Consider the following 21,961-nt stretch of genomic DNA (forward strand, 5'->3'; position numbering starts at 1 on the left):
AGGAGCAACAAAAATGACCGAACCACTCATCGAGCTGCGGAGCGCGACGAAGCGCTTCCCCGGCACCGGCGGCGGAATCCACACTGCCGTCCGCAATCTCGACCTCGCGGTGCAACCCGGCGAATTCGTTGCGGTCGTCGGGCCGACCGGCTGCGGTAAGTCGACGACGCTGTCGCTGGTCTCCGGGCTGGAACCGGCCTCGGCCGGACGGACCCTGGTGCGCGGCAAGGATGTGCGTGGGATCCCGGACGGCATCGGCTACATGTTCCAGCAGGACGCGGTACTGCCGTGGAAGAGCGTGATCGATAACGTCGCCCTCGGCCCGCGCCTGCGCGGCAAGTCCAAGGCCGAATCGCGGGAACAGGCCCGCGGCTGGGTGCGTAAGGTCGGTCTCGCCGGATTCGAAAGCTACTACCCGCATCAGCTCTCCGGCGGCATGCGCAAGCGCGTCGCGCTGGCGCAGACCCTGGTCAACGACCCCGAGATCCTGCTGATGGACGAGCCGTTCAGCGCGCTTGACGTGCAGACCAGGCAGCTGATGCAGGACGAACTGCTGCGCGTATGGGCGGGTACCGGCGCGGCCGTCATCTTCGTGACCCACGATCTGGAAGAGGCGATCGTGCTCGCCGACCGGGTCGTTGTCATGACCGCCAGCCCGGCCACGGTCTGCGGCAACTTCCCGGTCTCGCTGGAACGTCCGCGCAATGTCGAGGAAGTCCGGCTCACCAACGAATTCCGGGATATCTACAAAGAAATTTGGGAAACGCTGCGCGATCAGGTCGAGGCAGCCCGAGGCAAGGGAGCCTCCCGTGTCGCATAACGTGCTCGAAGATGTGGCGAAATCCGCGCCCGAGATCGAAGTCGAAACCGAGGAGCAGATTCTCGCGCGCGTGCGGACCAACCTCAGGCGCAACCGACTGCGCACCTGGAGCCTGCGGATCGCCCTGATCGCGGTGTGGCTGGGCGCCTGGGAACTCACCGCCACGGTGTGGATCGACCCGTTCTTCTACTCCAAACCCTCGCTGATCTGGGACCGCCTGGTCGAATGGTTCACCGAGGGAACACAATTCGGCTCGATCTGGCTGCAGATGTACACCACGGTGCAGGAGGCGGTGCTCGGCTTCGTCATCGGCGCGGTGGCCGGTGTCGTCCTCGGCACACTGCTCGGCCGCAGCCGGTACTGGGCCGAGGTGCTCGCACCGTTCATCAAGGCGCTCAACGCTGTGCCACGCATCGTGCTGGCGTCGCTGTTCATCATCTGGTTCGGTCTCGGGCTCAGCTCGAAGGTCGCGACGGTCGTGGTACTGGTGTTCTTCGCCGTATTCTTCAATGCCTTCACCGGCGCGCGTGAGGTCGACGGCAATGTCATCAATAACGCCCGCATTCTCGGTGCCAGCAAGCGTCAGGTGCTGAGTTCGATCGTGCTGCCGAGCGCGACCACCTGGATCCTGTCCAGCCTGCACACCGCCTTCGGTTTCGCGCTGATCGGTGCGGTCGTCGGTGAATATGCCGGTGCCAGTAAGGGTTTGGGATTGCTGATCAGCAATGCGCAGGGCACCTTCGATTCGGCCGGTATCTACGCGGGCATGATCATCATCACCGTTATCGCGCTGCTGGCCGAATGGGCGATCAGTGCGGCGGAGGGCCGATTGCTGAAATGGCGTCCGTCGCAGGCGACTGCGAGCCACGGGATCTGATCATGCGCTACGTCAAACATATGACGCTCATTGTCGGGGTGATCGCGGCACTGCTGCTGGCGACCGGTTGTCGGGATTCGCGAACCATTCCGATGGCCAACGGTCGGCCGCAGATCACCATTATGGTCGGCGGTTTGGAGAAGGTGATCTACCTGCCCGCCATGCTCACCGAACGGCTCGGCTTCTTCGAGAAGAACGATATCGATGTCAAACTGCTCGGCGAGCAGTCCGGCGCGAGTGCCGAAACCGCCCTGCTGACCGGCGATGTGCAGGCGGTGGTCGGCTTCTACGACCACACCATCGACCTGCAGGCCAAAGAGCAGTGCCTGAAATCGGTGGTCCAACTCGCCGATGTGCCGGGTGAAGTGGAACTCGTCTCCAAGGCGGATGCGGCCGGTATCAATTCGCTGGCGGATCTGCGTGGCAAGAATCTCGGTGTGACCTCGCTCGGCTCGTCGACCGACTTCCTCACCCAGGCGCTCACCGGGCAGGTCGGTATGACCACCGCCGACTACACTCGCGTGAAAGTCGGTGCGGGACAAACCTTTATCGCGGGTATGAACCACAATGGCATCGATGCCGGCATGACCACCGACCCGACAGTCGCCACCATGGTGAACTCCGGTGATGCGAAGATCCTAGTGGATATGCGCACCGAAGAAGGCACGCGGGCGGCATTGGGCGGGCTGTATCCCGCATCGTCGCTCTACATGCGCTGCGACACCGTCGACGCGCATCCGGATATCGTGCAGAAGATCGCGACCGCCTTCGTGCAGACGCTGCGGTGGATCAAGACACACACCGCCCAGGAGATCGCCGACAAGATGCCCTCGCAATACGCGAGCGCGGGCCGGGATCTCTACGTTCAGTCCATTCGCGATTCGATCGGCATGTTCAACGGCACCGGCCTGATGAAATCCGAAGGCGCCGAGAATGTGCTGAACGTGCTCGGCAAGTACTCGAAGAATGTGGCACCCGTCCGGGACCGCATCGATCTATCGAAAACCTACACGAGCCAGTTCGTGCAGGAGGCGCTGCGCGCGAATCAGCAGTAGCGACACCACGAAATCCCATGGCGACGGCGAACAGCCGGTCGCCATGGGATTTCGGCCGTTCAGCTGTTCGGCGCGTCCACGGTCTCCTGGGCCTTGAATTCAGCCTTCCATTCACGGAAGCCCTCCTCGGTGCGGCCGCGCCGCCAATAGCCGGAGATCGAGGCCGCCCACTCGGCGCCGACGCCACGCTCACGGCGGACGTAGCGGCGCAAATCCTGCATGATGGCGCGAGCCTCGCCGTGGATGAAAACCTGAACTTGCCCCTCCCGCCACGTCGCCGCGCGCACAGCGTCGGCCAGCACCTCGCCTGGTTCGCGGCCACCGCGATACAGCCAGGTCAGCTCGATGCCGGTGGGCTTGTCCAGTTTCAGTTCGTCATCGGGTCCGGCGACTTCGACGAAGGCCTGCCCGATCGTATCGGCGGACATCGCCTCGAGCGCCGTCGCGATCGCGGGCAGGGCCGCCTCGTCACCGGCCAGAAGATGCCAGTCGGCATCGGGCCGTGGCGCGTAGGCCCCGCCGGGTCCGAAGCAATCGATGGTTTCGCCCGGCTGCACCGAAGCCGCCCACGGCCCGGCGATGCCCTCGTCGCCGTGGTAGACGAAGTCCACGGCCAGCTCACCGGCATCTGGATCGACCGAGCGCACGGTATAGGTGCGCAGCACGTCGATCCCGTCGCGCGGGAAAATGAACTTCACATACGAGTCGGTGAACTCGCTCGGCCGAAAGGTGGCGAATCCGGGGCCGCCGAAGTGGACCCGGATCAGATGCGGGGTCAACCGCTCGGTGCGCTGCACCGCTAACGTGGTGCGGGGTCGTGCCAAGGTAACCTCCACTAATTGCCAATTAGGTTTGCCTTACCAACCATACTCGGTTCGGCTCGAGGTGAGGGTTACCGCAGACGGGCACACCGGCGACATAGATGATGATCGGTATGACGCAGACCGTGCCGAGCGCCGCCAACGCCGTCCAGCAGCGCTATCGGGATCCGAATCCGACCGAGCCCGCCGAGTGGAATCCGGTGCTGCGGGTGTTGCACGAGCATCGCTCGGTGCGCCGCTACCTCACCGATCCGGTTTCCGATGACACCCTGCGCCTGCTCGTCTCGGCGGCCCAGTCCGCGCCGACCTCCTCCAACCTGCAGGTATGGAGCGTCATCGCGGTTCGCGACTCGGCCCGCAAGGCCCGCATCGCCGCGCTGGCGGGCGGGCAAGCACATATCGAACAGGCCCCGCTGCTGCTGGTGTTCACCGCCGATTTCGCTCGACTGCGCCAACTCGCCGCCGACCACGATGCGCCCCTGGCCGGTGCGGACTACCTCGAATCGAGCTACGTCGGTTTCATCGACGCCGCGCTGGCCGCGCAGAACACGGTCGTCGCGGCGGAGTCCCTCGGCCTCGGCACCGTCTACATCGGCGCGATCCGCAACAATCCGGAACAGGTCGCGGCGGAATTGAAACTGCCCGAACAGGTCTTCGCCGTCTTCGGACTCTTGGTCGGACACCCGGATCCGAGTGAGGACGCCCGCGTCAAACCGCGTCTCCCACAGTCGGCAGTCCTGCATCACGAAACCTACGACCTGCCGACCCAACGCCCCCATGTGGCGGCCTACGAAGACCGCATCGCCGAGTTCTACGCCGAACAGCAACTCCCACACTCCTGGACCGAACGTGTGCTGGGCCGCCTGGCCTCCGCGACCAGCCTCAACGGCCGTCACCGGCTCCGCGAGTCACTGGCGAATCGCGGCTTCCCCTTGCACTGACCGCGATGTAGTTCGCGGCGAGCGTCGTTGCGGTCGGCCCCGCGTGCGAGACTGGCTGGATGGCTGTGAATCGAGATGCCGATGCCAGCAGGTTGGCCGCGGAGTCGCTCGCCCAGGATGATCCGACCGGGTGGTTCGAGCGGCTGTATGCGGAGGCGGCCGCCGGGGACGCGATTGTGCCGTGGGATCGTGACCAGCCCAATCCGATGGTGGTCGAGTGGGCCGAGCGGCGCGCGTCGGACGGTGCCGGGAGCCGGGCATTGGTGATCGGCTGCGGGTATGGCCAGGATGCGGAGTACATCGCGCGGCTCGGCTTCACGACCACCGCCTTCGATATTTCGCCGACCGCGATTGCCGAAGTGCGCCAACGGTTTCCGGAGTCAGCCGCGCAGTACCTGGTGGCTGATCTGCTGGATCCACCCGCAGCGTGGGGGGATGCGTTCGATCTCGTCGTCGAGTCGATTACGGTGCAGTCGATGCCGGTGTCGGTGCGTGACACCGCGATCGCCAACATACGACGGGCCGTGGCGCCCGGTGGTCGGTTGATCGTGATCGCCGGAATTCGAGCGGAGGGGGAGCAGGTGAGCGGACCGCCGTGGCCACTGACCCGGTCGGAGATCAATGCGTTCGCTGATGGGCTAGAGGTAGTGGAGATCGAGCAGGATCCGCAGACGCAGCGATGGCGGGCCGAATTCCATCGACAAGTGCGGTGATCGCGGCGGCGCGCTCACCAGAGCGGATGGCACCGTCCGTATAGTGCATCCAGATCGTGGCGGTCTCGTCCCTGACCCCGGACAGCACTGTTTCCTTGCATCCAGCAGCAAATCGCCCCACTGTTGATCATGAGCGAATCCGATGCGCCCGACGGAGGCAACCATGGCAGAGTACACGCTCGCGGAACTGATACCCGATGACCTACCGCCCGGCATTGCCGCGCTGAGCCCAGAGCATCAAGCCGAACTCGCCCAGGCGATCGAGGATGCCCGATGGCGGCAGGGCGGTGAGCTCCGGGCCGCCGCCTTCGGCATCCTCGACTTCCTGCCGCGCTTGCTGCGCGGCCCGGTCAAGAAAGCGGCCGGACTATGACGGCGCAATTGCTGAAACTCGCACGGACACTGGGTGTTCCGGTCGAGCAGCTCGCTTACCTCGACAACGTACCCGATGTGGATCTGCGGGCATTCCGCCTCCAGCTCACCGATCTTTTCGTGGCCGGACAAGAGGCTGGATTGCGGCGGGTTGCCCAGGCGTCCAGGGTGATTCCGACGTCGATCACCGCGAAGATGGTGGTACGCAGTCGCGGTGCGCTACTCGCGGCCCGGATGGCGGGCGTGCTCGACCCATCGCACGCGGTGGATGTCGCCAAGCGCCTGCCGGTGGATTTCCTCGCCGATATCGCCGCATTACTCGATCCACGGCATGCCTCGACCATTCTCGGCGGGCTGCCCGAGGCGACCATTGTCGCGGTCGGCAAAGAGCTTGCGGCACGCGGAGATTGGATCACTCTGGGCGATGTTGTCGCCTCGATCTCCGACAGGTCGGGCCGCGCCACCGAGGCGGCACTCGACGGCACCGCACTTGTCCGCTCGGCCTTCTTCGTCGACGACGCCGCACAACTGGAACGTTTTGTAAATCTGGCCTCTCGCGAAAAGCTCATCGAAATGCTCTGGGCCACAGCAGAATACGATCTATGGTCGGAGTATCGCCGCACGCTGGATGTGCTCTCCGAGTCCGCGATCGAGGTGGTCCGGTCCGCCGCCGAAAAGTTGCCCGTCGAGCAGCGTGATCGCGCGCTGACCGAAATCGCCGATCGGCGTTCTGCCTGGTAACTAGGCGGCGTTCGTATCTCGGCGCGGCATCATCGCGGATGCGATCACCATCACCAAGGCCATCGCGGCCACCGCGAGGAAAACCAGATGAACCGCCGAGGACAGCAGTGCCGGCGCCGGATGGTCGGTGTCGCCGACGCGCGAGTTCACGATCGCGCCGAATATCGCGACACCGACCGCACTGCCCAACGACCTGGCGAACATATTCGCCGAGGTGACCACGCCGCGGTCGGACCACTCCGCGGTGGTCTGGGCCGCGATCAGGGTGGGTGTGGCGACCAGGCCCATGCCGGTACCGATCACGAAACACGAAGCGGCGATCTGGATCAGCGTGGAGTTTTCATCGATCAACAGTGTGGTCGCGGCGCCTGCCGTGGCCAGGGTGCTGCCGATCAGCGCGGTCGCGCGAAAACCGATGCGTAGGTAGACCTTTCCGGCCTGTGAGGCAGCCAGCGGCCAGCCGAGGGTGAGCGCGCCGACGGTGAGACCGGCGAGCAGCGCCCCGGTGCCGAGCACGCCCTGCGTGAAAGTCGGCACGTACGAGGTCATACCGAGCAGGATCGCGCCGACCAGCACCGAGACCAGGCTGCTGGCGATAATGACCCGTCGCGTGAAAACCCACAGCGGCAGAATCGGATTCGCGGCCCGCCGCTCCACCAGACCGAACAGCGCCAGCACGAGTGCGCTGCCGACGAAGATGCCGATGCCGGGCGGCGACGACCAGGCCCAGGCCTGTCCGCCTTCGAGCAGTCCGAGAATCAGCGCCCCGGCGCCGACGGTGAGCAGTGCCGCACCGAGATAGTCGACGCGCTGTTGGCGCCGCTGCGTGCTCTCCTCGAAGCTGCGCACCAGCATCCATCCGGCGAGGGCGGACAGCGGAATATTGATCAGGAAGATCCATCGCCAGCTGACGTATTCGGCGAACAGTCCGCCCAGCAACGGCCCGACCACCGCCGAGATCGCCCACACACTGGCCAGATAGCCCTGGACCTTGGCGCGTTCGGTCAGGGTGTACCGATCTCCGGCGATGGTCATGGTCATCGGCAGGATGGCGCCGGCGCCGATACCCTGCACCGCGCGGAAGATGATCAGCCCCACCATGCTCGTCGCCACACCGCAGAGCAGTGAGCCGAGCGCGAAAACCGCAATGCCGAAAAGGATTACCGGTTTGCGTCCGACCGTATCGGCAACCTTGCCGTACACGGGGACCGTAACCGCCTGTGTCAGTAGGTAGATCGAGAACAACCACGGGAATTGCGAGAATCCGCCGAGGCTGTCGGTGATGGTGAGCACCGCGGTCGCGATAATGGTGGAATCGAGCGCGACCAGTCCCGTCGCGAGCATCAGCGAGGCGAGGATCGCACCTCGATCGGATCGCAGACCGACAGACGACTCCATTGCCTCGGTTGCCACCGACCGACCCCTCTCCTGCACTTCACTGGCCACCCGGAAGCAACGCGTCCCGGCCGCAGCTATTCCCGCCCGGAATATTTCGGCGCCAGTTGGTCGGGCACGGCGGCGAATTCGGTCGCGATCTCCCGTGGGGGAGCGGGCCCCTGTCTCCCGGCCGGGCATCCCGTGCGCGGGGTGTCAGCTCTGAGGTGGGTGGCCGGTTCCCTATTTGGTCGCGAACCCGGGGCGATCGCTACTGACTAAATACGTGCTAACCATCACGCTCGGGATCAAAGTGCCTGCTAGGCGAAGTGCTGAAATCTCTTAGGTTCATCATCTACTATCTATCTCAGTAGTTGGAGCAGAGAGGCAAAGGGGCCATGACGCATCGAACAACGAACCTGACCAAGCGCGATGGTGTACGAGGTAGAGCGCTTGCGCTGCTCGTCGGCGTGATCACCGTCGGCGCGGTGGTCGGCGCAGGCGAGGCACTCGCGAATCCGGGCGCACGCTCAGATCATTCGAACAATCGCGGTAGCACCGGTGGTCGCGATACCACCGGCTGGCATCACATCGATCCGTTCGGCTATCACCACACCCCGCAGAACTCGTTGCGGCGCAACGAACAACAGAACAATCTGCGCGAATACCGCAGTCGGAACGAATCGAGTGTAGACACCACGGGTGGCCGCACCGGAGGCGCGACGACGTGGACCCGGGTACCGCGTCCGGACGGCAATGGCTGGACCGTCTGCCGAGCCGCGGCGGGGACTTGCTGATGCGCACGGCGAGCTCGACCGTGCCTCGGTCGTCGAAGGCGAAAGTATTCACCCTGTTGGCAGCGGCCGCGATCACCGTGGGCGGCCTGGAATTCGGAGTTGGCACGGCCATAGCGAGTAACCGAACCGGCAGATCCGGCGTCACCTGTCTGTGGGCGGGCAGTGCGCACGCTCAGGGCGCGACCGTTGTCGCGGGTGGCCGCGTCTTCCGTTGCGAAACCGACAGTCGCGCCGCGCCGTACTGGTCCAAGGGTGGACCGGCCAACCGGCCGAGTACCGTGCCGAACCCCGGCGCGTACGCGCATCCGGCCCGGCTGTTCAGTGCGGGCGCACACCAGCCGGGCACCGAATACACGGACTACTGTGTCGGCGACCAAATCATCGACGGTACGGACGATGTGTATCGGGTGGTCGCGGACGGACATGGTGGTCTCTATTGGAAGGCAGCGGGTCCGATTGCGGACTGGACCTTCGATTCCGATACCCCGCGCCCGGCACCGTCGTCACGGACCGGGAGTTTGTGTTACGACGGAAACTTGATCTGATCAGGTAAGCGACCGAAGGCTGCCGGTCGACGGCGGTGCTGGATCGTCAAGGTCTGACGTTTCAGTGATGTGGATGCTGGAAGATAGCGGAAGTATTAGAATTCAGCACCATGACCGCCTTGACCGGCAAGATTGTACTCATCACCGGTGGTGCGAGCGGTGTCGGCGCAGAGGTCGCCCGACGATTGCGTGCCCGGGGTGCGCACCTTGTGCTCATTGATGTCGACGCGCCCCGGCTGCGGCAGCTCGCGAAGGAACTCGGTGGCGACGAGCACGTCGTGGCGGTCTCCGCCGATGTGCGTGACCTCGCCGCGATGCAGGCCGCGGTCGCGCAGGGGATCGAGAAGTTCGGCGGCATCGATATCGTCATCGCGAACGCGGGAATCGCCAGCTACGGGTCGGTCCTGAAGGTGGACCCCGCCGCCTTCCGGCGGGTGATCGACGTCAACCTCATCGGTTGTTTCCACACCGTCCGCGCCGCTCTGCCGGCGGTTATCGAACGGCGTGGGTACGTGCTGATCGTCTCCTCTGTCGCGGCCTATCTGGCGATGCCCGCGATGGCGGCTTACGACGCCGCCAAGGCGGGGATCGAGCACTTCGCGAATGCGTTGCGGCTCGAGGTCGCGCATCTCGGCGTCGATGTCGGGTCCGCGCACATGTCGTGGATCGACACCCCGCTCGTGCGGGAAAGCTTCGCCGACCTCCCCGCGACCACGCGAGCGCTCGCCGCGCTGCCGCGCCCGATCCGTAAGACGACCTCGGTGCAGGAGTGCGGCGCCAGGTTCGAGCGGGGCATCGAGCGGCGCGCCCGGCGGATCAACGTGCCCGCCTGGGTCGGCGTCCTACGCTGGCTGAGACCGCTGCTGCAGACGCCGCTCGCCGAGCGCGAGAGCAGCAAGACCACCTCGGCATGGCTGCCGGAGATCGACGCCGAAGTGGCCGGGCTCGGTCGTTCGCTCAGCGCTCGGACGCAGGCGCTCGGCAAGGACTAGCGGCCGCTTTCCTCAGGGTTGCCAGGTGATCCGACCGCCCTGGAAATCCTGTGCTTTTCCGCCTTCATAGTCGTATTCCTCGCCTGTCGGGAATCCGTACCGCCCGGATTCCGCGCCATTGGACACCCACAGGTCGCGGATCGCGCCCCAGACGACATGCGCACCGCTACGCGGGGACCAATAGATCGCGCCGCCCGGGAACAGGTTGTAGCGCCCGTTGCCCGCGCGCGCGGCCGCCTCATCGGTGAGTGGGAAACCGAGCGCACCGCTCTCCCAGCCGTAGGACCCCCATTTATCGCGGATCGCGCCGCCGATCTGGTGCGCGGCGGTGCCGAGGGACCAATAGATGGACCCGCCCTGGAAAACGTTGTAGGTGCCGGATCCCGACGGTGTGGACAGCTGACGGGTCACCGGATAGCGCAGCACGCCGGTTTCCCAGCCGAGGTCGCGCCACTTGTCGCGGATCGCGCCGCCGACCTCATTGGCACCGGCATCGGGATGCCAATAGATCGAGGCATTGCGCTCGAATGTCTGGTACCGGCCACCGTTGGCGGCATCGAGTTCGGGTCCGGTCGGGTCGCCGAGCGCGCCGGGGCCGCCCACCTGGTCGTATTCGACCTCGATGGCTCCGCCGACGTCGAACAGGCCGACGGGGCGCGCGGTCGCGGTGCCGAGGCCGACGCTCAGCAGCAACGCCAGGGCGGCGGTGGTCGATGTGAGTGCCGCCCGCGCGGGGCGTCCGGTGCGAAATTGCGGTGCCAAATCAACTCCTGAGCAGGTCGTAGTCGAATACGAACTTCGGTGAGGCCGCGAACTGTCGTCAGGGGAGTCGACAGTCCGCTATCGGTGGCAGCGCGATATCCGTTAGCCAACCCGGCCATTCCGTGCTGTGGTTAGTGGCCAGCGATAGGGTAATCCATGTGATCGAGTCGACGAGGATTGTTCTGGCATCGCGGCCGCAGGGCGCACCGACCCCGGCGAATTTCCGCATCGAGACCGCGGCGCTGCCCGAGCTCGGCGCGGGCGAGGTGCTGCTGCGCACGCGGTATTTATCCCTGGATCCGTATATGCGTGGGCGGATGAGTGCCGCCGAATCGTATGCGGCGCCGGTCGAGATCGGCGATGTGATGGTCGGCGGCACCGTCGCCGAGGTACTCGAATCGCGCGCTCCGTCGCTTGCGAAAGGTGATGTGGTGCAGGCCTATTCAGGCTGGCAGACGCATCAGGTCGCGCCCGCGGCCGGGCTGCGCACGCTGGATCCGGATAAAGCGCCGATATCGACCGCGCTCGGTGTCCTCGGCATGCCTGGGTTCACGGCGTATTCCGGGCTGTTGAAGATCGGGCAGCCGAAGGCGGGGGAGACCCTCGTGGTCGCCGCGGCCAGCGGCCCGGTCGGTTCCGCTGTCGGCCAGATCGCCCGCATCAAGGGTGTGCGGGCGATCGGCATCGCGGGTGGTCCGGAGAAATGCGCCTATGTGCGCGAAGAATTAGGCTTCGATGCGGTGATCGACCATCGCGCAGCGGATTTCGTCGATCAACTGCGCGCGGCGGTGCCCGATGGCATCGACATCTATTTCGAGAATGTCGGCGGCGCGGTGGCGGACGCGGTCCTTCCGTTGCTCAATACCTATGCGCGCGTGCCTGTTTGCGGACTTATCGCGAATTACAACGCGACCGGTAAACCCGAGGGTCCGGATCGCCTGCCCGGCTTCTTCGGTCGCATTCTGACCAAGAGTCTCACGGTGCGCGGATTCATCCAGAGCGAATTCGTCCCGGAGATGTACAAGGATTTTCTGCGCGAGATGTCCGGCTGGATCGCCGAGGGCCGGGTCCGCTACCGCGAGGATGTTGTCGAAGGCCTCGAGCAAGCACCGGAGGCATTCATCGGCATGCTCGAGGGCCGTAATTTCGGCAAACTCGTGGTGCGGGTCGGGTAGCGGACCCGGCTCGGATTACACCGGCGGCGACAGCACGATCTCGGCCTCGCCCATTTCCGTTGGCAGGAACGGGCTTCAGACCGAATGCGATGTGCACAACCAAATGACTATGCTTCACGTCACACACTCGATCGCTCAGCCCGCGATGCTGCCGCCGCCGATGCCCAGATAGACGATCATCATGGTGAACAGGAACCAGCCCCCGCCCTGCCAAATCGGCCAGCTCCGGCCGCGCCGCCATTCGCGATAGGTCCGTACGAATGCGCCGATGCCGCCCAGCATGAGCACCACGGTCGGTCCGGCCAGGATCGCGGATTTCGCAGCGGTGTCGCACAGCATCGTCTCCGCGGCCGCGCAGGCCCGCCGGTCGGCCGCCCATATCGCGGTGATCACGAAGACCAGCGCGGCCACCGCGAGGACCGCCGCCACATAGATCGCCACCCGGCGAAAGGTCCGGTCGTCCGCCGTCCACCGCTTCTCCAGATCGTTGACCATGATCGATCACCTCATGGGTGGAGTTGCCGACCGGCGCCGACGCAAACGTCGCGCGGTGATCAGGCCTTGCGGCCTACGCCGGACCGATACCACGCCGATTCCGGATCGGCCGCCTCATGGCCCGGGCCATACTCCGGATCGCGGGAATATGGGTGGCTATCGCATCGCCGAGCGCCCGGTCGGCCGGATAGTTATCCTTTCCGTCGAGCCAATAATCGTAAACACGAGCTTCATGAGCCACACTCGTGTTGATTCTGGTCGGCAACCCAGCGGCGGTTTTCGGCCCAGCTATTCGGCATGACGATTCTCTCGGGTGGCGTGACGCGCCATGTCGTGCCCGCTACCGGCGAAACCCATGCTCGGCGGCCCGCTCCGGCGAAATTTTCCTCGCTCAGAATAGGGGTGGCGAATGCGCGGCATGCCGGGATTCGAGCGGCATCAGGGGTTCGATTCCGGTGTGTCGGCCCCGTGGCGTGATCTTGATGAGGTTCAATCTGTGGAGGTCAACGCGCTGTAGCGTCCATCGCCAAGTCTCTTATCCCAGCACCGGCATGCGACAAGGAGCATGAAAGTGAGCATGATTCTCGCCGCGTTACACGACACCGTGCTAGCCGAGATCAGTAATCCGGAACCAGAGGCGCCGCCGATGGCGGACAAACTGATGCAAATGGGCCGGTATTTCACCTGGCTGATTCAGCTGTCCGGTGTCAGCGCCATTACCTACGGTGGCGGCCGGTTCGCCTGGGAGAAATGGTCCGGGGGCGAACTGCAGTCGCCGAAGATGATTGCCAGTGCGATGGCCGGTGGCGCGGTCGCGACCAGTGCGGGCACGATCATGAATGCCGTGCTGTAGAAACGCACAGCATCCGTTCGAATCGACCGCCCGCACGAATAGCTGTGGGTGGTCACTGCAGCCGTGGATTCAACGGAACCGTTCATCGAACGTCCGGCAACCGTGGGTGGTCGCCGGACGCTGAGCGAGGGGATTCGATATGTCGCCGACCTCGGAACCGGAGCATCGGCTCGCGCTCGATGAAAACCCTTATGGTCCTTTACCATCCGTACGTGCCGCCCTGCGGGGCGCGCTGGCGGCGGCGAACCGTTATCCGGAGTACCTGCCACGCAGGCTGCCCGGGATGATCGCGGACCAACTCGGAGTTCCACCCGACCAGGTGGTCGTCGGCGAGGGTGCCACCGGGGTCATCAGGTATATCCTGCGGGAATTCGTCGCGCCCGATGACTGTGTCGTGATGGCGACGCCGACCTTCGACGGATATCCATTACTGACCGAAAACATAGGCGGTAGGGCAGTGGAGGTTCCACTCACCGCGGACGGGCATCAGGATCTCGACGCCATGTTCGATGTCATCGACGCGCGCACGCGGGTGGTTGTGCTGTGCAGTCCGCACAATCCGACTGGCACCCGCATCGGACAGGCGGACCTCGAGGGATTCCTCGATCGGATCGATCCGTCGGTCACGATCGTGCTCGACGAGGCGTACATCGACTTCGTCGCGCAGGCGGATCGGATGGCCACGGTCGACCTGTTGACGCGGTACCCGAATCTTGTTGTGACACGGACCTTCTCGACAGCGTACGGGTTGGCGGCACCGCGGGTCGGGTATGCGATCGGCGCAGTTGCGGTGATCGCGCGAATTCGACGGTGGCAGTTGCCGTTCGGGGTGACCGCACCGGCCGAGGCCGGTGTGCGGGCATGTTATGACGCCGGAGCGGAATTGGCGGTGCGCACAGCCGCCATCACCCGCGAATGTGGCCGGCTCACCGATGGGTTGCGCGAGCTGGGCTTTACGGTGCCGACGAGTGCGGCGAACTTCGTATACCTCGGTGCCTGCGGCGCTGCCGAAATCGACCGGCTTCGTGCGGTTTTCGTGCGAGACGGGATTCGAGCCAAGCCTTGCGGGGCGGGTATCAGGATTACCGTCGGTGATGCCGCGGCGACCGATGCGGTGCTTGTCGCGTCGCGCTGACCTGCGGTGGCGGGAGTGTGGTCCGAGGTCGCCCGAACGAGGCGCTTTCGCGTGGGTAACCCACCGGCCCCGAGTTCATTGGGTTCTGTCGTGAACCAGGCCGACCACGCCGTACAAAAGAGTGCCCGCCATGCGTGCAGAGCGTATGGGCGGTGGCGCGGGACCGGTCCCGGCGCTGCGCTGAGCGCGATGGTTAGGCTGCGACTCGTGGGCAGGCTGTCGTCGGTGTCGAGGTTGTGGTCGGTGTGGGTGGTTACGCGGATGCTGATGGTGGTTTTCACCGGGGTGACGGTGCTGCCGCACAGCGTCTGGGATGCCTCGGCCGCGGATTTGACGCTGTATCGCGCATGGGCCGAGCAGATCGTGTACCAGAACATTTTCCCGCTGGAGGACGAGCGCTGGCAGTATCCGCCTGGAGCCGGCGCACTGCTGGCGGTGCCCCAGTTGCTCGGCGGCGGACTCGGCTACAACTGGTTGTTCTTCGGGCTCGTCGCCGCCGCCGATGCGAGCGTACTCGGCCTATTGATCCGGGCCGCGCGGCGTGACGGTTGGGCGACAGCGCAGATGGGGCCATGGTTGTGGACGGTGGGCGTGGCGCTGTTGGGCCGAGTCTGCTACGGCCGATTCGACCTGATCGTGGCCGCGACCGCGGTCGCGGCACTGCTGTGGGCCACGCGCCGTCCGGCGGCGGCCGGTGCGGCCGCCGCCGCGGGCGTGCTGTTGAAAGTCTGGCCGGTGCTGATTGTGCTGGGTTTGCGCTGGCGAACGCTGTGGCGGATGAGTCCGGGCGCGGTCGGCTTCGGAGTCGCCGCGATCGCGGGATCGATGGCATTGGGTCCGGGCGCGTGGTCGTTCCTGGAGTTCCAGTCGAAGCGTGGGTTGCAGATCGAATCCGTGGCCGCCACCCCGCTGTTGATCGCTCGATTGCTGAGCGGCCGCTGGACCATCGTGCATCGTTATGGTGCCGACGAGCTATCCGGGCCGGCCGTGTCCGCCGTGGCTGTGGGGTGCGTGGCAGCCACCGTCGTCGGCGGCGCGGTGTTGCTGACCGTTTGGTGGCGTGCGCGGCCTCCGGCGCCGGATCTGGTACTGGCCGCGGTGCTGCTCGCCTTGCTGACCAGCCGGGTGCTCAGCCCGCAGTATCTGGTGTGGGCGGTGGCGGTCGCTTCGGTCTGCGCGCTCGACACGCACAGCTCACAGCGGCCGGTGTTGCTGCTGGTGCTGGCGACTGCGTTGCTGAGTCAGGTGGAATTCCCCTTCCTCTACGACCGGGTGGCCACCGGGAGTTGGCCGGGAGTGGTGGTGCTGACGGTGCGCAACGGCATGCTGTTCTGCGCGACCACGTGGTCGATCGTTCGGCTGTGGCGAAACGATCTGGATCGTCGGGGTCACCGCTCGTCCCACCGGCTGCTGGATATCGGTTCGGTAACTTCAGCGGGCCGAGTGCCCGCCCAGTCAGGTCCGATTTCCGCCCTGGAGGCGGTTATCTCCCGAGTTCAGGGCCCATATGTGTACATAAGGTCACGATTCGGTCTCGTGCGGAGCGTGGCGCCGAACAACGCGACCGGTCTTTCTTTAGCGCGCCATTACCGGCACGCTATCGATAACGAATAGTTAGCCTTTCATGAACGTCGGGGAGCGGCCGTTGTGCCGCACGACAGGACGGACCAGACCGCCGTTGCCGGGGATCGTCCGTACTGCGCCATCATCCATATCGAATCGCAACCTCGGTCGATCGGAGCGTCGGCCCGGAGAACGTTATGGCAAATCCAGCGTCCATACCCAATTCCTTCGAGACAGGCGGCACCGGTATTCGCGCCACCTCCCAACCGACATCGAGGACCGCCGCGGATTCGGCACGGTCCGCCCTCCTGGATGAGGAACTCGCGCCGCTGGGGATTCCGGCGGTGGTGCTCGGCACACTCCTGATCTGCCTCGGCGTGGCGGCGTTGCTGCCATTACGTGGCTGGCTGCACGACTATGGCGGTTGGCTCGTCATTGCCGCCTACCTGCAATACATGGCGATCGCGACAACCCTCGAGCTGTGGGGTCTGCGCGTGACCAGGAAAGGCTTACGCCGTAGGTGATGCGCGCACGCGGCGGTGTGCAGCCGGTGCTTCTGCTGTTCACCTTTCGGTCAGAATCCGTCGATACCGTCTCGGAAATGACCGACCCCGCGACCCGGCAGCCACTACCTGACTTCAGTGAAATCGGTGACCTCGAGTTCGTGGTCGACCTCTCCGACACGGCCGGTTTCCTCGTGGACGATTTCGACGACGACGACCCGATCCTGATCACCGCCGAAGGGGGTTTCGCCGTCGACACCTGGCGCGAGGGCTACCCCTACGAGCGGCGACTGCCCCGCGATATCTACGAGGCCGACAAACGCCTGCTGCAAATCGAACTGCTCAAATTGCAGAATTGGGTCAAGGCCGAAGGGCGCAGGCTGGTGATCGTCTTCGAGGGCCGCGACGCCGCGGGGAAGGGTGGAACCATCAAGCGGTTCATGGAGCACCTCAACCCGCGCGGCGCCCGCGTGGTCGCACTGGAGAAGCCGACCACTCGCGAGTCGACTCAGTGGTACTTCCAGCGCTACGTCGAACACCTGCCCGCGGGCGGGGAGATCGTATTATTCGACCGCTCTTGGTACAACCGTGCCGGAGTCGAACAGGTCATGGGTTTCTGCACCCCCGAACAACATCGGCGCTTCCTCGCCCAAGTTCCACTCTTCGAGCGCATGCTGGTCGACGACGGCATCGACCTCGTGAAGTTCTGGTTCTCGGTATCCGCGCTGGAGCAGCGCACCCGCTTCGCCATCCGCCAGGTCGATCCGGTCCGCCATTGGAAGCTGTCCCCGATGGACCTGGCCTCGCTCGACAAGTGGGACGACTACACCGCCGCCAAAGAACAGAACTTCGAGCACACCGACACCGACTACGCCCCGTGGATCGTCGTCAAGAGCAACGACAAGAAACGCGCCCGCCTCAACGCGATGCGCCACGTCCTCGGCCTGTTCGACTACGACAATAAGGACCCCGAGATCGTGACCCCCGCCGATCCACTCCTCGTCGGCCGCGCCTGCGACGTCATCGGTTCCTGATCGCGAGGTCGGCGCTGCGCAAGCGGATACGCGCGGTGAACGAGAAACACGGCACATGACCTGGTGTCGTAGCGTCCGCACCGCGCTCAGCCGATGACCGCGGCGGCTCCTACTTTCGGGCTGCGTCGATGACGGTCGGTGCGGGGGCGATCAGGGCGGTAAGGGTAGCGCTGACGGCGGCTCGGGCGGCATTCGCGGAGAGGCCTTGGTGGCGGCGGAGTACGTCCCAGGTCTCCCATGAGGCGGCGGCGTAGGCGGCCTCGCGGCCGGGGCGGTCGAGGCGCTCGAGCTCGGGGAGGTTGGCGCGCAGGTGGGCGCGCAGCGCGGCGCGGCTTTCGTGTAGGCGCTCGGCGAGGACGGCGGATTCGTGCTCGCGCAGCACGGCGGCGCGGCGGGTGCCCGAAATGCGCTCGTATAGTTCGGCTCGCAGCTCGACCAGGGTCTGGATGCGATGACCCGGATCGCCGGTCACCGGACGCAGCAGGGGGAACCAGTGTCGTTCCATTTGCGTCTTGGCGGCGTCGGCGTACAGCGACTCGAGATCGGCGAAGTGATGGAACACCGACCTGGTCGAGACTCCGGCGCGTTCGGCCACTGCCCGTGCGGTCGGGGCCAGATTGCCTTCTTCTGTGAGCGCCAGCGCGGCATCGAGCACCGCCTGACGGTTTCTTGCCGCCCGAGCGGTACGTCCATCCATCGCGGATCACCCTAACAAGCCGCAGGAAAAGTTGCATTAATGATGCAAGAACATTTAGTCTCGGGACCATGCACGCACTGCGTACGCCTGAGGAACGGTTCTCGGGTCTGCCCGACTTTCCGTTCCCGCCGCACTACGTCGAGGTTGCGGCCGGTGACGGCGGCGACGCTCGCCTGCGGGTGCACCACCTCGACGAAGGCCCGCGAGATGGCGAAGTCGTCGTGCTGCTACACGGCGAGCCGTCCTGGAGTTTCCTATACCGCAGCATGCTTCCGGTGCTCATCGCGGCGGGCCGGCGGTGTGTCGCGCCGGATCTGATCGGCTTCGGCCGCAGCGACAAGCCCACCGACCGAGCCGACTACACCTATGCCCGCCACGTCGAATGGCTGCGAGAAACGCTGTTCGACCACCTGGATCTGGCGTCCATCACGCTGGTCTGCCACGACTGGGGTGGTCTGATCGGGATGCGGCTCGTCGCCGAACATCCCGATCGCTTCGCCCGGGTGGTCACGGCCAACACCGGACTTCCCGACGGAACGACAAAGCTGAGCGACGCCTTTCTGGCCTGGCAGCGGTTCTCGCAGGAGACGCCGCGGTTTCCGGTTGGGGCCATTATCGAAAATGGTTGCCGGGCAAGGCTTTCCCCCGAGGTTACGGCCGCCTACGACGCCCCGTTTCCCGATGAGAGCTACAAGGCCGGTGCCCGCGCCTTCCCCCTCCTTGTCCCGACCCGGTCCGATGACCCGGCCGCCGCGGCGAACCGCCGGGCCTGGGAGCAGCTGGCCCGCTTCGAGAAACCGTTGCTCACCGCCTTCTCCGATGGCGATCCGATCACAGCCGGCGGCGAGAAGATCTTCCAGGCCAAGATTCCCGGGGCCTCCGGTCAACCGCACACGGTGATCGAGGGCGCAGGACATTTTCTGCAGGAAGACAACGGTCCTCGGCTCGCATCGGTGGTGAACCACTTCATGGACGCTTCTTCTCCGCACCCGACCGAAAGGCAGTAGGACACAATGTCGATCAGCAGGCGTGGGTTCTTCGGTCGCGGCGCGGCGGCGAGCGCCGCCATGGCGACCGCTGCCATGACTACCGGGAGCCCGAGCGCATCCGCCCAGCCACGCATGGACATTCACCCCGACAAGCCGAATATTCTCGTCGTCATCGTCGACGAGATGCGAACTCCCATGTGGTTCCCGGACCAGCCGGTACTCGACACCATCCTGCCGAACGTCGCCGGATTGCGGTCCAAGTCGGTCTCGTTCGAACAGCACTACACCGCCGCGAACGACTGCACGCCTTCCCGCGGCGCGATGGTGACCGGCCTGTACTCACACCAGACCGGCTGTCTGTCGACTTCGACCTCGCAGCTGTCGCCGGGCTTCCCGACCTGGGGTTCGATGCTGCGCGAACAGGGCTACCGCACCTCGTGGTGGGGCAAATGGCATTTGGGCCACGACGCCGACACGACGCCGGGCGGGTTGGAGCGTCACGGCTTCGACGGCGGCACCTACCCATCACCCAACGGCGCGCCGGAGCAGGGCCTGCAGATGGACGGCCGGATCGTCGACCAGTTCGTCGACTGGTTCGATACCGATGCGGGCCAAGGCCCCTGGTGCACGACGGTATCGCTGGTCAACCCGCACGATGTGCAGTGGTGGCCGCGCTGGACCCGGCGCACCTTGGCGTTCAACAACATCCCACGCTGGATCGATACTCTGCCCGCCAATCACGAGACCCTCGAACAACTCTCGCGCAAGCCTCGTCTGCAGATGGCTTTGGTGCAGGTGTCGGCCGCGACCTTCGGCATCGCGCCATACGGTACGCCCGACGCCGACCGGGAGTGGATCGACCTGCTCAATCTCTACCTGTGGTTCCAGCAGCAGGTGGACATCCAGATCGGCCGGGTGCTGACGGAACTGGCGACCCGTCCGGAGGTGGCGGCCAACACCGTGGTGGTGTTCACCTCCGATCACGGTGACTACGCCGGCTCCCACGGCCTGCACGGCAAGGGCGGCGGAGCCTACGACGAGGCCATCCGGGTGCCGCTGTTCGTCTATGACCCGCGCGGTGACCTCACTCCGGCAGCCGGCACTCGCACCCAGCTGACCTCCAGCATCGACCTCGCCCCACTGCTGCTGACCATCGGCGCGGGCGGCAACGGTTGGCGTGGCGACGACCGTTACGCCCATCTGGCAAGCAGACACGACATCTCCGCCGTCTGTCGCGACCCGCGCGCGCCGGGGCGGCCCTGGATCATGCACACCACCGACGAACACTCCATCGAGGAAGCCGCGGTGCGGTTCGACCACGACGCACCCGGCCATGTGGTGGCCGTCCGGACCGCCGATGCGAAGTTCGTCCGCTACTCGCACTGGGTGCCGGGCTCCGCGGAGATCGACCCGTCGCGTGCGGAGGAGTACGAGCTCTATGACTACTCGACCCACGACGGTGAACTCGAACTGGACAACACCGCCGCGGCGGGCGGGAGCCTGCGCGACACGATGAGTCGGCTGCACGACCAAGCCGTCAGCGAAGAACTGCACCGACCGCTGACCGACTACCTGCAGCAGGCACAGCAGGCAGGCTGGAACGACTACAACACCGAGACCGCCAAGCCGTTCGGCGAGCAGCTCGGCGACTTCCTCCGTGACGGCATCGGCGCGAAGTAGCCCGGGACCCGCCCGGCAGATGCTGGCGCATCATGATCATCTCGGCGCGGATTGTGTGCGGCACGAGGTCGGTGGCGGCGCACTCTGCTATCGAGGTCGGTGGGTGCACCAAATGCGTCTCCAGGGTGGACACGCATCCTCTGACTCCTACTGCTATCGGTGGACGGGTCGAGCTTGCTCCATCCCGTCACATATGGCGACGCGGCGCCTATGCTGAAGGGTGGGGCCGCCGAGTTCGGCGGTGGTACCAACCAGGCAGTGGAGGTTCCGCCATGCCCATATCACCGACCGTGCACACATGCCTGAGCGATGCGGGCGTCGAGTATGAAGTCGTGCGGCATCCGCACAGCCACAGCAGCACCGAGACAGCCCAAACTGCGGCTATCCCGGGCAACCAACTCGCCAAGACGATCCTCCTCGAAGACGAACAAGGCTATGTCGGTGCCGTACTGCCATCCACTCATCACCTACGGTTGCCGAAACTGTGGGACCAAACCGGACGGCGCCTGTCGTTCGCCGACGAGTCGGACATCCGCCAGGTCTTCAAAGACTGTGAACTCGGCGCCATCCCTCCCGTATGCACGGCTTACGGTATGAAGACACTGATGGACGAAAGCCTGAGCACACAGCCCGACATCTACTTCGAGGCCGGAGACCACGAGACGCTCATCCACATGCGTACCGAGCAGTTCATGCGCTTGATGGAACACGCGGAAAAGGGGCACTTCTCCTAGTGGGACGTTGTCAGGTCGGTCACGATAGGGTGTGTCGGCTCGGGAATGACGGGAAGAGCCTCGGTCCGGCGACGGCACCGCCCTCACACGTGGTCGACCAAGCCTCTGGCACCCTCGGACATTGCGCAGTGCGCGCAGCAGAAGAATCGACCATCTGCCTCCACGCCGTGGCCGATGATCTTGCAGTCGCAGTGCCCGCAGATGGGTGCCATGCGGTGGATCGCACATTCGAAGCAGTCGAAGACATGCCGCGTTCCCTGAGCCTCGACGACGATCGGCATAGCGTAATCGTT

Annotated in this window: 26 protein-coding genes; 19 read left to right on the forward strand and 7 right to left on the reverse strand. The window is 65.2% G+C overall.

Annotated features, from left to right (window positions below):
* The first annotated feature begins 13 nt into the window (after positions 1-13).
* From ACW2Q0_RS05355 to ACW2Q0_RS05365, 3 genes are read left to right on the forward strand one after another with little or no spacing between them, the layout of a single operon-like run.
* A complete protein-coding gene (locus ACW2Q0_RS05355; protein WP_457186742.1) occupies positions 14-820 on the forward strand; it encodes an ABC transporter ATP-binding protein in 807 nt (268 codons plus the stop codon).
* Entirely contained in the window at positions 810-1,697 is an 888-nt protein-coding gene (locus ACW2Q0_RS05360) for an ABC transporter permease (protein WP_457186744.1), read from the forward strand. Before ACW2Q0_RS05355 ends, ACW2Q0_RS05360 begins: the two co-directional genes overlap by 11 nt.
* A complete protein-coding gene (locus ACW2Q0_RS05365; protein WP_457186746.1) occupies positions 1,658-2,752 on the forward strand; it encodes an ABC transporter substrate-binding protein in 1,095 nt (364 codons plus the stop codon). Before ACW2Q0_RS05360 ends, ACW2Q0_RS05365 begins: the two co-directional genes overlap by 40 nt.
* Positions 2,753-2,811: 59 nt before the next feature.
* Here ACW2Q0_RS05365 and ACW2Q0_RS05370 read toward each other — a convergent pair whose 3' ends face one another.
* Positions 2,812-3,576 carry a siderophore-interacting protein gene (locus ACW2Q0_RS05370; protein ID WP_457186748.1) on the reverse strand — a complete coding sequence of 255 codons (765 nt, stop codon included), beginning with the start codon at positions 3,574-3,576 and terminating at the stop codon, positions 2,812-2,814.
* Positions 3,577-3,686: 110 nt separating this feature from the next.
* Here ACW2Q0_RS05370 and ACW2Q0_RS05375 point away from each other — a divergent pair, with 110 nt between their 5' ends.
* From ACW2Q0_RS05375 to ACW2Q0_RS05390, 4 genes are all read left to right on the forward strand, one after another.
* Positions 3,687-4,514, forward strand: coding sequence for an NADPH-dependent oxidoreductase (locus ACW2Q0_RS05375; protein ID WP_457186750.1), 828 nt, complete (start codon positions 3,687-3,689; stop codon positions 4,512-4,514).
* A gap of 59 nt (positions 4,515-4,573) precedes the next feature.
* Positions 4,574-5,227, forward strand: a complete 654-nt coding sequence (locus ACW2Q0_RS05380; RefSeq protein WP_457186752.1) for a class I SAM-dependent methyltransferase — start codon at positions 4,574-4,576, stop codon at positions 5,225-5,227.
* Between the two features lie 163 nt (positions 5,228-5,390).
* A complete protein-coding gene (locus ACW2Q0_RS05385; RefSeq protein WP_457186754.1) occupies positions 5,391-5,600 on the forward strand; it encodes a hypothetical protein in 210 nt (69 codons plus the stop codon).
* Entirely contained in the window at positions 5,597-6,340 is a 744-nt protein-coding gene (locus ACW2Q0_RS05390) for a hypothetical protein (RefSeq protein WP_457186756.1), read from the forward strand. The genes ACW2Q0_RS05385 and ACW2Q0_RS05390 overlap by 4 nt, the downstream gene beginning before the upstream one ends.
* Here ACW2Q0_RS05390 and ACW2Q0_RS05395 read toward each other — a convergent pair whose 3' ends face one another.
* Positions 6,341-7,753, reverse strand: a complete 1,413-nt coding sequence (locus tag ACW2Q0_RS05395; RefSeq protein WP_457186758.1) for an MDR family MFS transporter — start codon at positions 7,751-7,753, stop codon at positions 6,341-6,343.
* A gap of 359 nt (positions 7,754-8,112) precedes the next feature.
* On the opposite strand from ACW2Q0_RS05395, the gene ACW2Q0_RS05400 reads away from it, so the two are divergent.
* From ACW2Q0_RS05400 to ACW2Q0_RS05410, 3 genes are all read left to right on the forward strand, one after another.
* Positions 8,113-8,511, forward strand: a complete 399-nt coding sequence (locus ACW2Q0_RS05400) for a hypothetical protein (RefSeq protein ID WP_457186760.1) — start codon at positions 8,113-8,115, stop codon at positions 8,509-8,511.
* A 20-nt stretch (positions 8,512-8,531) separates the two neighbouring features.
* Positions 8,532-9,056 carry a hypothetical protein gene (locus ACW2Q0_RS05405; protein ID WP_457186762.1) on the forward strand — a complete coding sequence of 175 codons (525 nt, stop codon included), beginning with the start codon at positions 8,532-8,534 and terminating at the stop codon, positions 9,054-9,056.
* A gap of 110 nt (positions 9,057-9,166) precedes the next feature.
* Complete coding sequence (locus ACW2Q0_RS05410; RefSeq protein ID WP_457186764.1) at positions 9,167-10,048, forward strand: SDR family oxidoreductase; 882 nt, start codon at positions 9,167-9,169, stop codon at positions 10,046-10,048.
* Positions 10,049-10,060: 12 nt separating this feature from the next.
* On the opposite strand, the gene ACW2Q0_RS05415 is transcribed toward ACW2Q0_RS05410, so the two are convergent.
* On the reverse strand, positions 10,061-10,810 hold the full coding sequence (locus tag ACW2Q0_RS05415; RefSeq protein ID WP_457186766.1) for an LGFP repeat-containing protein: 750 nt from the start codon (positions 10,808-10,810) through the stop codon (positions 10,061-10,063).
* A gap of 158 nt (positions 10,811-10,968) precedes the next feature.
* On the opposite strand from ACW2Q0_RS05415, the gene ACW2Q0_RS05420 reads away from it, so the two are divergent.
* Positions 10,969-11,985, forward strand: a complete 1,017-nt coding sequence (locus ACW2Q0_RS05420; RefSeq protein ID WP_457186768.1) for an NADP-dependent oxidoreductase — start codon at positions 10,969-10,971, stop codon at positions 11,983-11,985.
* A gap of 135 nt (positions 11,986-12,120) precedes the next feature.
* Here the strand turns inward: ACW2Q0_RS05420 and ACW2Q0_RS05425 are convergent, their stop codons facing one another.
* Together ACW2Q0_RS05425 and ACW2Q0_RS05430 are read right to left on the reverse strand one after the other, a co-directional pair.
* Positions 12,121-12,480, reverse strand: a complete 360-nt coding sequence (locus ACW2Q0_RS05425; RefSeq protein WP_457186770.1) for a hypothetical protein — start codon at positions 12,478-12,480, stop codon at positions 12,121-12,123.
* A gap of 73 nt (positions 12,481-12,553) precedes the next feature.
* A complete protein-coding gene (locus ACW2Q0_RS05430) occupies positions 12,554-12,745 on the reverse strand; it encodes an SAM-dependent methyltransferase (RefSeq protein ID WP_457186772.1) in 192 nt (63 codons plus the stop codon).
* A gap of 312 nt (positions 12,746-13,057) precedes the next feature.
* Between ACW2Q0_RS05430 and ACW2Q0_RS05435 the strand changes: the two genes are divergently transcribed.
* The 5 genes from ACW2Q0_RS05435 to ppk2 all read left to right on the forward strand — a co-directional run bounded on the left by ACW2Q0_RS05435 (position 13,058) and on the right by ppk2 (position 17,568).
* Positions 13,058-13,333: a hypothetical protein gene (locus ACW2Q0_RS05435; RefSeq protein ID WP_457186948.1), complete on the forward strand. Its 276-nt coding sequence runs from the start codon at positions 13,058-13,060 to the stop codon at positions 13,331-13,333.
* Positions 13,334-13,472: 139 nt separating this feature from the next.
* Positions 13,473-14,468, forward strand: coding sequence for a pyridoxal phosphate-dependent aminotransferase (locus ACW2Q0_RS05440; RefSeq protein WP_457186774.1), 996 nt, complete (start codon positions 13,473-13,475; stop codon positions 14,466-14,468).
* A 225-nt stretch (positions 14,469-14,693) separates the two neighbouring features.
* A complete protein-coding gene (locus ACW2Q0_RS05445; RefSeq protein WP_457186775.1) occupies positions 14,694-16,082 on the forward strand; it encodes a glycosyltransferase family 87 protein in 1,389 nt (462 codons plus the stop codon).
* A 146-nt stretch (positions 16,083-16,228) separates the two neighbouring features.
* A complete protein-coding gene (locus tag ACW2Q0_RS05450) occupies positions 16,229-16,555 on the forward strand; it encodes a hypothetical protein (protein ID WP_457186777.1) in 327 nt (108 codons plus the stop codon).
* 77 nt (positions 16,556-16,632) lie between these two features.
* Complete coding sequence (gene ppk2 / locus ACW2Q0_RS05455; RefSeq protein WP_457186779.1) at positions 16,633-17,568, forward strand: polyphosphate kinase 2; 936 nt, start codon at positions 16,633-16,635, stop codon at positions 17,566-17,568.
* A 109-nt stretch (positions 17,569-17,677) separates the two neighbouring features.
* On the opposite strand, the gene ACW2Q0_RS05460 is transcribed toward ppk2, so the two are convergent.
* A complete protein-coding gene (locus tag ACW2Q0_RS05460; RefSeq protein WP_457186781.1) occupies positions 17,678-18,265 on the reverse strand; it encodes a TetR/AcrR family transcriptional regulator in 588 nt (195 codons plus the stop codon).
* A 68-nt stretch (positions 18,266-18,333) separates the two neighbouring features.
* Between ACW2Q0_RS05460 and ACW2Q0_RS05465 the strand changes: the two genes are divergently transcribed.
* From ACW2Q0_RS05465 to ACW2Q0_RS05475, 3 genes are all read left to right on the forward strand, one after another.
* Positions 18,334-19,272, forward strand: a complete 939-nt coding sequence (locus tag ACW2Q0_RS05465) for a haloalkane dehalogenase (protein WP_457186783.1) — start codon at positions 18,334-18,336, stop codon at positions 19,270-19,272.
* A gap of 6 nt (positions 19,273-19,278) precedes the next feature.
* Positions 19,279-20,934: a sulfatase-like hydrolase/transferase gene (locus ACW2Q0_RS05470; protein WP_457186785.1), complete on the forward strand. Its 1,656-nt coding sequence runs from the start codon at positions 19,279-19,281 to the stop codon at positions 20,932-20,934.
* A gap of 272 nt (positions 20,935-21,206) precedes the next feature.
* Positions 21,207-21,668 carry an aminoacyl-tRNA deacylase gene (locus ACW2Q0_RS05475; protein WP_457186787.1) on the forward strand — a complete coding sequence of 154 codons (462 nt, stop codon included), beginning with the start codon at positions 21,207-21,209 and terminating at the stop codon, positions 21,666-21,668.
* An 83-nt stretch (positions 21,669-21,751) separates the two neighbouring features.
* On the opposite strand, the gene ACW2Q0_RS05480 is transcribed toward ACW2Q0_RS05475, so the two are convergent.
* Positions 21,752-21,949, reverse strand: coding sequence for a hypothetical protein (locus tag ACW2Q0_RS05480; RefSeq protein WP_457186789.1), 198 nt, complete (start codon positions 21,947-21,949; stop codon positions 21,752-21,754).
* Between the last annotated feature and the right edge of the window lie 12 nt (positions 21,950-21,961).

It is taken from the genome of Nocardia citri (assembly GCF_054065835.1).

What these genes read in the sequence shown, in the direction of transcription:
- ACW2Q0_RS05355 (WP_457186742.1), top strand. Translation starts at nt 14, where the DNA reads ATGACCGAACCACTCATCGAGCTGCGGAGCGCGACGAAGCGCTTCCCC.
- ACW2Q0_RS05365 (WP_457186746.1), top strand. Translation starts at nt 1,658, where the DNA reads ATGGCGTCCGTCGCAGGCGACTGCGAGCCACGGGATCTGATCATGCGC.
- ACW2Q0_RS05375 (WP_457186750.1), top strand. Translation starts at nt 3,687, where the DNA reads ATGACGCAGACCGTGCCGAGCGCCGCCAACGCCGTCCAGCAGCGCTAT.
- ACW2Q0_RS05380 (WP_457186752.1), top strand. Translation starts at nt 4,574, where the DNA reads ATGGCTGTGAATCGAGATGCCGATGCCAGCAGGTTGGCCGCGGAGTCG.
- ACW2Q0_RS05385 (WP_457186754.1), top strand. Translation starts at nt 5,391, where the DNA reads ATGGCAGAGTACACGCTCGCGGAACTGATACCCGATGACCTACCGCCC.
- ACW2Q0_RS05390 (WP_457186756.1), top strand. Translation starts at nt 5,597, where the DNA reads ATGACGGCGCAATTGCTGAAACTCGCACGGACACTGGGTGTTCCGGTC.
- ACW2Q0_RS05400 (WP_457186760.1), top strand. Translation starts at nt 8,113, where the DNA reads ATGACGCATCGAACAACGAACCTGACCAAGCGCGATGGTGTACGAGGT.
- ACW2Q0_RS05410 (WP_457186764.1), top strand. Translation starts at nt 9,167, where the DNA reads ATGACCGCCTTGACCGGCAAGATTGTACTCATCACCGGTGGTGCGAGC.
- ACW2Q0_RS05425 (WP_457186770.1), bottom strand. Translation starts at nt 12,480, where the DNA reads ATGGTCAACGATCTGGAGAAGCGGTGGACGGCGGACGACCGGACCTTT.
- ACW2Q0_RS05435 (WP_457186948.1), top strand. Translation starts at nt 13,058, where the DNA reads ATGATTCTCGCCGCGTTACACGACACCGTGCTAGCCGAGATCAGTAAT.
- ACW2Q0_RS05440 (WP_457186774.1), top strand. Translation starts at nt 13,473, where the DNA reads ATGTCGCCGACCTCGGAACCGGAGCATCGGCTCGCGCTCGATGAAAAC.
- ACW2Q0_RS05450 (WP_457186777.1), top strand. Translation starts at nt 16,229, where the DNA reads ATGGCAAATCCAGCGTCCATACCCAATTCCTTCGAGACAGGCGGCACC.
- ppk2 (WP_457186779.1), top strand. Translation starts at nt 16,633, where the DNA reads ATGACCGACCCCGCGACCCGGCAGCCACTACCTGACTTCAGTGAAATC.
- ACW2Q0_RS05460 (WP_457186781.1), bottom strand. Translation starts at nt 18,265, where the DNA reads ATGGATGGACGTACCGCTCGGGCGGCAAGAAACCGTCAGGCGGTGCTC.
- ACW2Q0_RS05465 (WP_457186783.1), top strand. Translation starts at nt 18,334, where the DNA reads ATGCACGCACTGCGTACGCCTGAGGAACGGTTCTCGGGTCTGCCCGAC.
- ACW2Q0_RS05470 (WP_457186785.1), top strand. Translation starts at nt 19,279, where the DNA reads ATGTCGATCAGCAGGCGTGGGTTCTTCGGTCGCGGCGCGGCGGCGAGC.
- ACW2Q0_RS05475 (WP_457186787.1), top strand. Translation starts at nt 21,207, where the DNA reads ATGCCCATATCACCGACCGTGCACACATGCCTGAGCGATGCGGGCGTC.
- ACW2Q0_RS05480 (WP_457186789.1), bottom strand. Translation starts at nt 21,949, where the DNA reads ATGCCGATCGTCGTCGAGGCTCAGGGAACGCGGCATGTCTTCGACTGC.